This window comes from Anabaena sp. 54, assembly GCF_017355725.1.
Classification (GTDB): domain Bacteria; phylum Cyanobacteriota; class Cyanobacteriia; order Cyanobacteriales; family Nostocaceae; genus Dolichospermum; species Dolichospermum heterosporum.
Genome location: NZ_JAAVWA010000007.1, coordinates 66,839 through 80,629 on the forward strand (window position 1 = coordinate 66,839; position 13,791 = coordinate 80,629).

At 36.6% G+C, this 13,791-nt stretch carries 11 protein-coding genes and 2 pseudogenes; 11 read left to right on the forward strand and 2 right to left on the reverse strand.

The features are described from left to right. Positions 1-154: 154 nt before the first annotated feature. The gene (gene hpnI, locus HEQ36_RS10015; protein ID WP_053539429.1) at positions 155-1,354 is read right to left on the reverse strand and encodes a bacteriohopanetetrol glucosamine biosynthesis glycosyltransferase HpnI; all 1,200 of its coding nucleotides are present in this window, start codon (positions 1,352-1,354) and stop codon (positions 155-157) included. Position 1,355: 1 nt separating this feature from the next. On the opposite strand from hpnI, the gene HEQ36_RS10020 reads away from it, so the two are divergent. The 10 genes and pseudogenes from HEQ36_RS10020 (at position 1,356) to HEQ36_RS10065 (ending at position 11,117) form a co-directional block, all read left to right on the forward strand. Further along, the gene (locus HEQ36_RS10020; protein ID WP_168636948.1) at positions 1,356-2,978 is read left to right on the forward strand and encodes a cyclic peptide export ABC transporter; all 1,623 of its coding nucleotides are present in this window, start codon (positions 1,356-1,358) and stop codon (positions 2,976-2,978) included. Between the two features lie 111 nt (positions 2,979-3,089). Further along, a complete protein-coding gene (locus HEQ36_RS10025; RefSeq protein ID WP_168636947.1) occupies positions 3,090-3,461 on the forward strand; it encodes a DUF2237 domain-containing protein in 372 nt (123 codons plus the stop codon). 376 nt (positions 3,462-3,837) lie between these two features. Continuing rightward, positions 3,838-5,472 (forward strand): ATP-binding protein, encoded by a 1,635-nt coding sequence (locus HEQ36_RS10030; protein WP_205748620.1) that lies wholly within the window; start codon positions 3,838-3,840, stop codon positions 5,470-5,472. After that, positions 5,469-7,796 (forward strand): WD40 repeat domain-containing protein, encoded by a 2,328-nt coding sequence (locus tag HEQ36_RS10035; RefSeq protein ID WP_290707553.1) that lies wholly within the window; start codon positions 5,469-5,471, stop codon positions 7,794-7,796. Before HEQ36_RS10030 ends, HEQ36_RS10035 begins: the two co-directional genes overlap by 4 nt. Beyond that, positions 7,789-8,856 (forward strand): ATP-binding protein, encoded by a 1,068-nt coding sequence (locus tag HEQ36_RS10040; RefSeq protein WP_168636945.1) that lies wholly within the window; start codon positions 7,789-7,791, stop codon positions 8,854-8,856. The genes HEQ36_RS10035 and HEQ36_RS10040 overlap by 8 nt, the downstream gene beginning before the upstream one ends. A 74-nt stretch (positions 8,857-8,930) precedes the next feature. Beyond that, positions 8,931-9,104: pseudogene (locus HEQ36_RS10045) on the forward strand (DUF2237 family protein); the annotation flags it as partial. 735 nt (positions 9,105-9,839) lie between these two features. Then, the gene (locus HEQ36_RS10050) at positions 9,840-10,106 is read left to right on the forward strand and encodes a hypothetical protein (RefSeq protein WP_168636944.1); all 267 of its coding nucleotides are present in this window, start codon (positions 9,840-9,842) and stop codon (positions 10,104-10,106) included. 12 nt (positions 10,107-10,118) lie between these two features. After that, complete coding sequence (locus HEQ36_RS10055; protein ID WP_053539423.1) at positions 10,119-10,658, forward strand: hypothetical protein; 540 nt, start codon at positions 10,119-10,121, stop codon at positions 10,656-10,658. Positions 10,659-10,663: 5 nt separating this feature from the next. Then, on the forward strand, positions 10,664-10,834 hold the full coding sequence (locus HEQ36_RS10060) for a hypothetical protein (protein WP_168636943.1): 171 nt from the start codon (positions 10,664-10,666) through the stop codon (positions 10,832-10,834). Between the two features lie 31 nt (positions 10,835-10,865). Then, on the forward strand, positions 10,866-11,117 hold the full coding sequence (locus tag HEQ36_RS10065; RefSeq protein ID WP_053539422.1) for a hypothetical protein: 252 nt from the start codon (positions 10,866-10,868) through the stop codon (positions 11,115-11,117). A gap of 190 nt (positions 11,118-11,307) precedes the next feature. On the opposite strand, the gene HEQ36_RS10070 is transcribed toward HEQ36_RS10065, so the two are convergent. Further along, complete coding sequence (locus tag HEQ36_RS10070) at positions 11,308-12,360, reverse strand: J domain-containing protein (RefSeq protein WP_168636942.1); 1,053 nt, start codon at positions 12,358-12,360, stop codon at positions 11,308-11,310. A gap of 524 nt (positions 12,361-12,884) precedes the next feature. Between HEQ36_RS10070 and HEQ36_RS10075 the strand changes: the two are divergent. Beyond that, positions 12,885-13,783 (forward strand): annotated as a pseudogene (locus tag HEQ36_RS10075) (ISAzo13 family transposase). Positions 13,784-13,791: the final 8 nt, after the last annotated feature.

Below are 13,791 nucleotides of genomic sequence, written 5' to 3' on the forward strand. Positions count from 1 at the left end.
AAAGACAACTTCTGCTATTAGACTGGGAATTCATTCCCAGGCGGGCTACAGGTTTTACGTTAAGTTGACACCTATGAAGCTCTTGCTTTACCCCTACGTTTAGAATCAAACAATCAAGCCGTTTTGAGTATAAATCTCTACTAATTCTTGATTCCTAACTTTTGATTATTTGCAATTTACCATTTTTAACTAGTTTAAATTTTGTCCCTCGCCATTCAATAGTATTACCAAAAAATCCACAACACCAAATTATAAATCTCACTATATCCGCAACAGGAATCAGCCAAAAGAATTTTTTAGTAACTGCGTCATTGAGAAGTTTTACTCCTATTACCCAAGCCATAATTAATCGCATTAGCAAAGTGATGGAGAAAACCAAGCAAGAAAAAATAGAACCACTGCTAGTTATTAATAATAGTAAACTAGAAACTGTGCCGAAAGTAAATATTAAGCCGATATAACCCCAGGGACGAGAAACACGAATACAACGCGCCCAACGAATTTGGCGATTGATAGAATCTAATAAACTACTATATCCTAATCCGTGTTCGACGATGTAGTTAGATAATACTACTTTGTCACCTGCTTGGGTTGGTAAATAGCCGAGTTGATAATCATCTGCTAAATAATCAGCTACGGCGGCAAAACCGCCAATTTTTGCTAATGTGGTTTTACGCATGACAATGGTTGAACCCAAAGCGAATTTTATTCCCTCTAATTGTTTGCTAACTAAAATACCCGGTTGAAAGTCTGTGGCTGTACAAATAGCTTCTAAAATCGTGGCTATTCCTTCGGCTGTAGAACGGTATAAACAGGTGACAACACCGACTTTTTGATCTTGTAGTGGTTGAATAACTGTTTGCAAATATTCTGAACTGACACGAATATCACTGTCAGAAATGAGGAAAATATCATGTTTGGCGGTGGTAACAGCATTAGCTAAGTTACTAATTTTCAAATTAGCACCGATAATATGATCTTTCACCACTAAACTAATATCTATTTCTGGAAATTGTTGAATTAGTTTCTCAACTACTTCTATACTAGGGTCTGTGGAACTGCGGACACTAAAAATAATTTGATATTGGGGATAATCTTGTTGACAAAATGAAGCTAGGTTGGCGTAAGTCCCCTTATCAACACCACACAGGGGTTTAAGGATAGTGACAGGGGGATGGAAATCGGGGTTTATGGGAGGAGAGTCCCGCAAAAAAGCGATTCCTACGGAGCGCTTCGCTATCGCTGTATAAACCCCATAGGTGTAAAATAAAACGGCTGATAAACAAAAAATTAACATCAGGAATAGGAAATCAGGGAGTAAAACAACTGACAACTGACAACTGACAATTGACATAATGAATCTAATTTACTTTCTTTTGCGTTCTTCTTGGACAATGGTAGCAATAGCCATTATTACAGGTTTTTTCAGTGGTGGTAGTAGCGCGGGATTAATTGCCCTCATTAGTAGTGCTGCGAGTAAAAGCAATGCTGCACCTCTGACAACTATAGCCTGGGGTTTCGTCGGTTTAGTCACCGTGGCCTTAATTACCGGCGTGATTTCCCAAATCATGTTAATTCGCTTATCTCAAAATGCCGTTTTGCAATTAAGAATGCAGTTAAGTCGGCAAATATTAGCATCGGAATTAAGTCATTTAGAACAATTAGGAAATCCTCGCTTATTAGCCACTTTAACAGAAGATGTCCAAGCCGTAGCAAATGCTGTCTATGTCATTCCATTTTTATGTATTGATATGTCCATGGCTTTAGGATGTTTACTATATATAACTTGGCTATCTTGGTTAGTATTTATCATGGTTGTGCTTTTAATGTTAGTAGCTATTGGTAGTTGTAAATGGTTATTAGATAGAGGAGAAAAATTATTAGCTTTAGCCCGTGAAGATCAAGATGCCTTATTTAATAACTTTAGCACTATTACAGCCGGAATCAAAGAACTTAAACTCCACTATCAACGCCGACAATTTTTCCTCAGCAATCGTCTAGAAGCCACAGCCAGCAGATTTAGAAATCACAATGTTCAAGGTTTAACTTTATTTGCGACAACTACCAGTTGGGGTAAATTAATATTTTTCTTTGCTATTGGTTTTGTCCTCTTTATTTTACCGCATTTATTCGCTATTGATGCCGAAACCTTATCCGGTTATATTCTCACATTTACTTATTTAATGTTGCCGATGGATAATATTTCCAATAATTTGCCCCTCATTAGTAAAGCCAGCGTTGCTTTACAAAAAATCGAATCTTTAGGTTTATCTTTAGCCAGTCGGGCTGAAGTTGCCACTACACCTCCTAATTCTCTCACAAATTGGCACAGTTTACAACTCAGAAATATTACTCATACTTATTACACAGATAAAGAAGATAGTAGTTTTATTCTTGGTCCTATTAATCTTACCCTGTATCCTCAAGAATTAGTTTTTATTGTTGGTGGCAATGGTAGCGGTAAATCATCTTTAGCTAAATTAATTACTGGTTTATATATTCCTGATAATGGCGAAATTATCCTAGATCAAAATTTGATTACTGAAGCTAACCGCGAATGGTATCGTCAACATTTCTCGGTCATATTTTCTGACTTCTATTTATTTGAAGAACTCTTAGGATTAGCTAATAATAACTTAGATATTCAAGCCCAAAAATATTTAGAGAAATTGCAACTTGATCATAAAGTCAAAATCAAAAATGGGCAACTTTCCACCACAGCCCTTTCTCAAGGACAAAGAAAACGCCTCGCATTACTAACAGCATATTTAGAAAATCGGCAAATTTATCTATTTGATGAATGGGCTGCTGATCAAGATCCCTTGTTCAAAGATATATTCTATACTCAATTACTGCCAGAATTGAAAGCCCAGGGAAAAACAATTTTAGTAATTAGTCATGATGATCATTATTTTCATTTAGCCGATAGAATTATTAAATTAAACTATGGTAAAATTGAATTTGATAAACTTCCATAAACTTAAAAAATCAAGACCTACGCAAAATATCTCTCAAACCCTCTTTCTCTGCGTCCTCTGCGCCTCTGCGGTTCGTTTTCCCTAATAAATTAAAATTGTGAGGAATTAATCATGACAGAAGCTAAAAACGTACTGGGTACAAAATTAGAAATTTGCTGCACTTCTCCCATGACTGGATTTTACCGTGACGGGTTTTGTACCACAGGTGGACAAGATACGGGAATGCACGTCGTTTGCGCTCAAGTCACAGAGGAATTTTTGCAATATACTAAATCCCAAGGCAATGATTTGAGTACACCTGCACCTTATTTTAGTTTTCCCGGTTTAAAACCCGGTGATTGTTGGTGTTTATGCGCTGCAAGGTGGCAAGAAGCCCTAGAAGATGGTGTAGCACCTCCAGTGGTTTTAGAAGCTACCCATGCTAGGGCGTTAGAAGTTTGTAATTTAGCAGATTTACAAAAACATCGGGTAATTCGTAATTAGGAAAATGGTTAATAATTATTAGTAAAACCGATAACCCAACTGGGAATTAATTCCCAGTCTAATAGCAAAAGTCATCTAAAGATGACTAAAGAATAGAAAATTGTAAAATTGGGTAGGGGTTTAGCATTGCTAAACCCTTACAGCTATGATCTCAAACTAATACCCTTATTTACCGCCCTTTACGATTTCACAGCTTTCTAAGAGTTCCTTTAATTCGTTTTTACTATCATTGGCAGATTTAAAACCCACCATACTAGAAATTACACCCATACCGATGTTAAGATGGGTTTGTTCAATTTTGCCAGTGTAAAATAAAACGACGCTTGCAAATGGTAAAATTGCTGATGTTATACTAAAAACTCAGATCAAGGTAGCTATGAATCAGAAAGTAGAAGAAAAAATTTCAGATTTAATCAAGTGGTCAAAACAGGCATTTTCTGATCCTATAGCTGAAGATGCAATGAATAATGCCAGGAAAGCAGGGGAGGCTTTGTGTAAAGCAATAATTTTTAAGCATTATGGCAAAACTTTTGGTGAAGAAATTATCTTAGGAAAAAAGAAATATACAGGAACAGAAATTTCATCAAGAAATAGAGAATTAGATTTTAATGGACTAATTAATATCGTTATCCAAGAACAGGATACACAATACATAATAATTAAACATAAAACAACCCGCCATAAAATTAAATCTTATCTCGAAGTAATCAGAACTAATGGTAATACTGGTTCACATGATCCTAATGACCCAAGAGATACAATAGATAGTAATGATTTATCATTTACGAAATCGGCTATTCATAATTTAATCATTTGGCTTTTTAAAGATTATTTATGTATTGCTATTTCACCTGAATTAATACCATTTGTATCTCTATCTCACTCCACTATTACCACAGAATTTACAACTTTAATCGCAGATAAAACCGAAATATTTTGTGGTCGAGAATTTGTTTTTAATGCGATTAATCAATTCATCAACAATAACCAAAGTGGATATTTTACTATTCTTGGTGATGCGGGAATGGGTAAAAGTGCCATAGCTGCCAAATATATAGTAGATAATCCCGGTACAATTTGCTTTTTTAATATTCGTACAGATGGTACAAACCGCCCTGATCAATTCCTTAAATCAATTCGTCAACAATTAGTAAATAGGTTTAATTTACAAAATGCAGAAAATGATAATTTATCTACTTTATTAACTAAAGCTAGTGAAAAATTAGCTGATTCTGAAAAATTAGTTATTGTTATTGATGCTTTAGATGAAGTTAATCAAGAAGGTAATAGTAATTTGTTAAATTTACCGATGTATTTACCAGATAATGTTTACCTGATCCTGACCAGAAGACCTTATAATTCAGATGATAAAAGATTAACTCTTTCCCCCGATACTAAATATGTAGAATTGGATTTAAGGCAATATCAAGATAATAGTAAGGATGATATTAAAGCCTATATTTTAGAATTTATGGCTTTACCAAAATATCAACCACGTTTAGACAACTGGATAAATAAACAAAATGGACTTAGTAAGGTGCAATTTATTGATACTATTGCCGCTAAAAGTGAAAACAATTTCATGTATTTACGCTATGTGTTAGAAGCTATTGCAGATGGAGTTTATAAAGATGAAAAACTAGAAGAATTACCCGCAGGTTTACAGGGATATTATGAGAGTCATTGGCGCATTATGGGAATGACTAAGAAACCCTTACCCAAGGATAAAATTAAAATTATTTATGTCATGTGTGCTTTAAAAAGTGCTGTATCCCGTGAGATGATTGTGAAATATTCCCAGGAAGATAATCTGACAGTGCAGGAAGTTCTCAAAGATTGGACACAGTTTTTACAGGAACAAAAAACCTATCAACCGCCTCGTTATCGCTTTTATCATGAGAGTTTCCGCGATTTTTTACAACGTCAGGATATTGTGGAAGCTGCTGGGGTGAGTTTACCACAAATTAGCGCGGAAGTTGCTAAGAATATGGCTGAGGGATTAACATTATGAGCAACTTTCAGACTTCGTTTAATCAGAATTCAGAGGAAGCAAAAGAACAGTTTTTAGGTGAAATTCTTCGATTGTTATTAGAGGGTAAGCAATATGAAACACTGTGTAAAATATTGGGAAACTTCTACTTTATTCAAGCAAAAATTAATCATCCCTCATTTGGATTACAAGCACTAATTGAAGATTATGATTTACTAAATAAACCAGAATTAAGCAGTAATCCAAAATATGCGGAAACTATCAAAGCATTAAAATTAATTCCAAGTAGTTTTTTATGGTCAGCACCTATTATTTATGAAGACCCAAAGCAATTAAATGGGCAGTTATCAGCACGATTGGCATATTTTGATGCGCCAGAAATTAAACAGTTACTAGCACAAATAGCAGCAGATAAAAACATTAATTTATATAGTTTAATAGGTAGCTTAACTCCTCCTGGTGCTGGTGGATTAATTCGCACCCTAAAAGGTCATAGTGACTGGGTGAATGCAGTGGCTATCACCCCAGATGGGAAGACCGTCATTTCTGCCTCATCTGACAAAACCATCAAAATCTGGAATTTAGTCACAGGTAAACAAAAGTTGACTCTTTCTGGTCATAGTAACTGGGTGAATGCAGTGGCCATCACCCCAGATGGGAAGACAGTCATTTCTGGTTCTAGGGACAACACCATCAAAATCTGGGATTTAGTCACAGGTAAACAAAAGTTGACTCTTTCTGATAGTGACTCGGTGAATGCAGTGGCCATCACCCCAGATGGGAAGACAGTCATTTCTGGTTCTAGGGACAAAACCATCAAAATCTGGGATTTAGTCACAGGTGAAGAAAAGTTGACTCTTTCTGGTCATCGTTTCTATATGAATGCAGTAGCCATCACCCCAGATGGGAAGACAGTCATTTCTGCTTCATCTGACAAAACCATCAAAATCTGGGATTTAGTCACAGGTAAACAAAAGTTGACTCTTTCTGATAGCGACTCGGTGAATGCAGTGGCCATCACCCCAGATGGGAAGACAGTCATTTCTGGTTCTAGGGACAACACCATTAAAATCTGGGATTTAGTCACAGGTAAACAAAAGTTGACTCTTTCTGATAGTGACTCGGTGAATGCAGTGGCCATCACCCCAGATGGGAAGACAGTCATTTCTGGTTCTAGGGACAACACCATTAAAATCTGGGATTTAGTCACAGGTAAACAAAAGTTGACTCTTTCTGATAGTGACTCGGTGAATGCAGTGGCCATCACCCCAGATGGGAAGACAGTCATTTCTGGTTCTAGGGACAACACCATTAAAATCTGGGATTTAGTCACAGGTAAACAAAAGTTGACTCTTTCTGATAGTGACTCGGTGAATGCAGTGGCCATCACCCCAGATGGGAAGACAGTCATTTCTGGTTCTAGGGACAAAACCATCAAAATCTGGGATTTAGTCACAGGTGAAGAAAAGTTGACTCTTTCTGGTCATCGTTTCTATATGAATGCAGTGGCCATCACCCCAGATGGGAAGACAGTCATTTCTGGTTCTAGGGACAAAACCATCAAAATCTGGGATTTAGTCACAGGTGAAGAAAAGTTGACTCTTTCTGATAGTGACTCGGTGAATGCAGTGGCTATCACCCCAGATGGGAAGACAGTCATTTCTGGTTCATATGACAACACCATTAAAATCTGGGATTTAGTCACAGGTAAACAAAAGTTGACTCTTTCTGGTCATAGTAACTTGGTGAATGCAGTGGCTATCACCCCAGATGGGAAAACAGTCATTTCTGGTTCATATGACAACACCATTAAAATCTGGGATTTAGTCACAGGTAAACAAAAGTTGACTCTTTCTGATAGCGACTCGGTGAATGCAGTAGCCATCACCCCAGATGGGAAGACAGTCATTTCTGGTTCTAGGGACAACACCATTAAAATCTGGGATTTAGTCACAGGTAAACAAAAGTTGACTCTTTCTGGTCATCGTTTCTATATGAATGCAGTGGCTATCACCCCAGATGGGAAGACAGTCATTTCTGGTTCTAGGGACAAAACCATTAAAATCTGGGATTTAGTCACAGGTGAAGAAAAGTTGACTCTTTCTGATAGCGACTCGGTGAATGCAGTGGCCATCACCCCAGATGGGAAGACAGTCATTTCTGGTTCTAGGGACAAAACCATCAAAATCTGGGACTTAACAACCAGAAAGGAAATAGCAACCTTCACCGGAGAAAGTCCGATAAAATGCTGTGCAGTTGCTCCCGATGGGGTGACAATCGTAGCAGCGGAAGAATCAGGAAGGTTACATTTTCTGCGTTTGCAAGGAAAGGTGAGAGATGAATAGTTTATCTTTCTCTGCTTCAGCAAAGAGTGAAAATTTTGTTGGTCGTGATTTTATCTTCACTGCGATTAATAATTTTCTCCACCGTTACCCCAAGGGTTATTTCACCATTGTGGGTGTACCCGGTAGCGGTAAAAGTGCCATTCTTGCCCAATTTGTGCGCCAAAATCCCCATACTATTTATTACAATGCCCAAATTGCGGGTAAAAATCGAGTTGAGGCATTTTTTCCAGAGGTTTGTACACAGTTAAATTTATTGTTAGAGAATTTATCTAGCACCCCTCCCCAACCCTCCCCGCAAACGATGACAGAGACAGGATTTATCAATGCACATGAGGGAAGTTGGTTATTTTCTACTTTATTGCAACAAGTCAGCGAGAATTTACCAGATCAGAAAATAATTATTGTGATTGATGGTTTGGATGGAATTGATATAAATAGTCAAGCTGTAGGCACGAATTTATTTTATCTACCGCGATATTTACCGGATCAAATTTATTTTATTTTCGCTCGTCGTCCCTATCAAAAATCTCATTCTGGCTTGTTAATTGAAGCACCTTCACAGATTTTAGATTTAGCAGATTATCCGGTGGAAAATCGGCAGGATATTAAAGCATATATTCGGAAGAAACGAACCGCAGAGACGCAGAGTTCGCAGAGAAATATAATTGAATTAATTAATGAAAATGAAGATAATTTTATGTATGTGCAGCAGGTTTTAAAAGCTATGGCTGATGGTTTTTATTCTGTCAATAATTTTGAGCAAATTCCCCCATATTTAGAAACCTATTATCAACAACATTGGCAAAAGATGCAAGGTGATGGTTTATCTGATGTTGCGATGGATATTTTGCGGGTTTTAACTGCTGAAGAAACTCAACCAATGTCAACGGTAGCTATTAGTAAAATTATCAAGGCTGATGTTTTTGATGTGGCGGAAATTATGGAAACTTGGTTAGAATTTCTGCAAGAAATACACACAAATAAGGAAACTAAATATCAATTATATCATCACAGTTTCCGGTTATATCTTCATGATTACAGCACTTTGCGTAACATTTAAATACAATAATTAAAGGAATAATTTGCAAAATCAAGATGAAACCTGTCTCAGTCGCGCAAAGTGTTGTATATCATTTTAGTTTTCCCGGTTTAAAACCCGGTGATTGTTGGTGTTTATGCGCTGCAAGATGGCAAGAAGCTTTAGAAGATGGTGTTGCACCGACCGTAGTTTTAGAAGCTACTCATGCTAGGGCTTTAGAGGCTTGTAATTTAGCAGATTTGCAAAAACATCGGGTAGTTCGTAATTAGGAAAATGGTTAATAATTATTAGTATTTGTAGGGTGTGTTAGGCAAAGCCGTAACGCACACTAAACTTGATTAATGGTGTTGTACTCATTTGTAGATTTAAAAATTATTAACCTAGAAAGAATACCCACATCAAATACTGTTAAAATTGCTGATGCCAGGGCTATTTCACAGTCCGTTCGCTCATTTTTAACCCGCAAGATTTAATTAAGCCCTACAGGGCTTGTAATCCAGGCAATTCAATTGATTCAGGCATTTTCATCTCATATAGAGCTTTTGCCATTTTATGATTGATGCTATCCCTGTGCCTTAAATAATCACCTCTGGAAGCCTTCTGTGATGGTCATAAATTTTACCTATAATTAACGAATTACTTGAAAATCACCTGTTTCCTTTTGCATTAAGGCTTTAATTCCTCTTGTCTCTTCAAAATCAGCGAACGGACAGATTTCATTCTAGATTTAAGCAACGAATTTAGGTATTTCCAGCCATCGTGAGATAGAATCCCACCAAGCCCAAAATGGCGCATTCTCGTAAATACACAAAATGTCAGATTTTAGAATGAAATAGCCCTGATCGCTTAGGTTATCTAACTTTCTTGCTTATCTCCTCTATTTTTCGGTATTCCCCACCCGCTCTCTACGCCCACTCAAGTGCATACCGCTATAAGGTATTGTTAAGTAAGTTGTCAGTTGACAACCTACTTTTTACAGACTAAGATTATAGGTGTCTAGAATAATGGCAAATAAACAACATCCTAATAAAGAAATACAAGCTGCATTGGATTATGCGGTTACGAAAGGCTGGTCTGTAGAAGTAGGAGGTTCTCACGCTTGGGGTAAAATTTATTGCCCTTACAATGATTCTGAATGCAGATGTGGACAATTTTGTATCAATAGTATTTGGAGTACACCCAGAAATCCTACTAATCACGCAAAACTAATTCGGAAAGTAGTTGATAAGTGTATTCGTTTAGAGGAAAAACAACCGACTACTTCTAATTAAGGATAATGCAAAATGCAAGAATATGAATTCACTCTAAAATTCAAACTTCCCAACCCTGTTACTGATCCTGATATGTACATTGAAGTCCTTTATGAATCAGGCTGTGATGATGCAATTATTGGTATTGGTATGAAAGGTTTTATTGGACTTGATTTTATTCGTGAGGCATCATCTGCGTGTGAGGCGATATCCAGTGCAATAAAAGATGTAAGAAAAGCCATTCCACAAGCAGAACTTATAGAAGCTTCACCTGATTTTGTTGGTATAACGGATGTTGCAAAACTTATAGGATGTTCGAGACAAAATATCCAAAAATTACTATCAAAAAGTAATTCAAACCTTCCTTTAACTGTTTACGAAGGATCGCAATTGGTCTGGCATCTTTTTGAAATTCTTACTTGGTTGATTGAGTCTAAGGATTATAATATTGATCAATCTCTGTTAGAAATTGCTAAAACCACGAGGAATTTAAATTTTATCAAAGAGTCCAAAAAGTTAGATCATGAGATGCAAAAACAATTCCAAGAACTCGTTTTTTCTAACAATATGTAATATCTATGAAAATACTGACACCCGATGGAAAAACCGTGATTTCTGGTTCACTTGACAAGACTATCAAAATCTGGAATTTAGCAATAGGAAGAAAAAAGTTAACTCTACTATCAAAATCTGGGATTTGGGAACAGGAACAGAAAATTTCACCCTTAAAGGTCATAGTAACTCGGTAAATGCGATCACCATTACCCTCGATGGCAAAAGATGCAAGGTGATGGTTTATCTGATGTTGCGATGGATATATTGCGGGTTTTAACTGCTGAAGAAACTCAACCGATGTCAACGGTAGCTATTAGTCAAATTATCAAAGCTGATGTTTTTGATGTGGCGGAAATTATGGAAACTTGGTTAGAATTTCTGCAAGAAATACACACAAATAAGGAAACTAAATATCAATTATATCATCACAGTTTTCGGTTATATCTTCATGATTACAGCACTTTGCGTAACATTTAAATACAGGAATTAGAGTAATAATTTGAAAAATCAAGATGAAACCTGTCTTGTAAAGGGGGGAAACAATAAAAGTCCAGTTCCCTCCCCTTTACAAGGGGAGGGTTAGGGTGGGGTAAAAAATATTTGATACATCAACTATAACTTTTCAAACACCCTCTTAATAATTATTAGCAAATCTTGAAATAATTTGCTAATTAAAATCCATCATCCCCCCAAATTCTTCCATCATTCTTTCCAGTAGTTCTTCCATCATATCTTCCTGTACAGAACGGAGACTTTCTGGACCTGCGAGAAATTCTTTAATAGTGATCTTTTTATCTTTAAAGTCTTGAACAAAATCACGAATTTCCGCAACTATCTTAGTTTGAGATTGGATAGTTTCCAGCATTAATTCAATACAATCAATCCCTTGTTTAGCTGCTTTTTTGTAATCCGCAACCATTGATCCTTCCGGGGTATTTTTTGCTAACCGGAGTTCCTGTTTCAACTTCTCATATTGATTTTTGAGAATTTGATTGTGTTGTTCTATATTTTTACATCTGCGACTTAAATCATCTTCGCTATTATTATCAATTGTTTCTCCGACTTCATATTTACGTTCAATTTCCAAAAGTCGCGCTAAATCTCCATCTTGGTAAGCTTTATTAATTTCCTTCATTATTTCCGTGTGAGTCATTTGGGTTTCATTATCTTTAACCTTATCAGGGTGAAAGATTTCCGCTAACCGCAAAAATGTCTGTCGGATTTTTCTAGATTCATCTGTTCTCGCTACTGTGGGAGATTCTGAATCTTGTTCTGCTTCCCAAAATTGACGACGACGTTGATGATTTTCTTGAGAATCATTATCTTCAAATAGTTCATCTAATTCTTCATCATCATCTTCTTCTTCTTCAATAGGTTTATAACTAATAATTCCTCCCATTTGTAAACTTCTGTACAATGATTGGATATTTTTCTGGGTTTGTTTACCCATTTTTTTCGTAGTTAAAATTTCTGCAAATAAAGCATTAATTTCTGCATCTAATTCGGCCATTGTTTGCATATTTGGACTAACTCGATGAAATACCTCTGTCGCTAAAGAACGCATTTTTTCGACAAAGTTATTTAATTCTGTCCGCTTTTTCTTAATTTGCTTTAATAGAGATTGGTGTTCTTTCTCTAAACCCTGTAACTGGAGATGTAAGTCAGAAAGCGCGAGAGGAGTGACTGTAGTTGAGGATACTGTTTTTGTTTTGCGTGCCATAATAGTAGATGCAAGTAAAATCAGGGTATTTATCTGTGTTTATCCGCGTTTATCTGCGTTTAATTATTCTCGAAGATTCTACACAAATTCAATAAAAGTTAGAATGGACAACAACAGACGCTGCTAAGGAATGTGGATTAAATAAAATGCAGAAGTTGTGACAGGGGTATAGTAGACTAAAGAAGTAGGTATTAGGGAACAATATCGTGATAGAAATCTACTCTCCAATGCTAGAAAAGCAGATGCAAGATTACTATGAATCTCTATCGGAGAAAGACCGTAGGCGGTATGCAGCGATTGAAGCAAAAAAGCTTGGGTACGGGGGGATTGGATACATAAGTAAATTGTTGGGATGTAACTACAGAACAATCAATAGAGGGATGGAGGATCTGGAACAGCCGAGTAAAACCAGCAGTCCAAGAATTCGCCGTCCAGGAGGAGGAAGAAAAAAAGCACTGTTAACGATACCTGGAATCAATGAAGCATTCCTGACGGTAATAGAAACACACACAGCAGGTTCGCCAATGGACGAGGATATTAAATGGACAAACTTAACTCGTCAACAAATAGCAGACTTATTAGCCGAAAAAGGCATAAATATCAGTGTTACAGTTGTAGACCAATTACTCTGGGAACATAAATTTCGTAAACGCAAAGCAGTGAAAATGATTGCGTGTGGAAGTAGCGAAAATCGTAATGAGCAGTTTGAGAAGATTGAAAGCCTTAAAACCCAGTATTTTGCTGAGGGTAACCCAGTGATTAGTATGGACAGTAAAAAAAAGAGTTAATTGGCAATTTATATAGAGAAGGAAGTATTTATACTGATGCTCCAATCAAGGTATTAGACCACGACTTTCCATCTTTGGCAACAGGAATAGCAATTCCACATGGGTTATATGATTTAAAGGATAACATTGGTTTTATACAAATTGGTACTAGCCATGACACCAGCGAATTTGCCTGTGATTCAATCCGTTATTGGTGGAATAATTATGGCAAAAACCGCTACCAATTGGCTACCTCTATACTACTGTTATGTGATGGTGGTGGTAGCAACAGTTCTCGTTACTATGTATTCAAAGAAGCATTACAAGCTTTGGTGAATGAAATTGGAATTGAAATTCGCATTGCTCACTATCCTCCTTATACATCTAAGTACAATCCGATTGAGCATCGGCTGTTTCCACATCTAAGTCGGGCTTGTAAAGGTGTTATTTTCGACAGTGTTAACACTGTAGCTAAACTGATGGCAAAAGCTACTACTCAGAAAGGGTTACAGGTTTTTACGACCATCATTGATAAAGCCTACCAAACCGGTAAGAAAGTTGCTGAGGGTTTTAAAGAAACAATGGAGATTTTCTTTGATGATTTTTTGCCACAGTGGAACTATACTGCTAAACCACAACAACATTTAGAATTGTAAGTTATTTA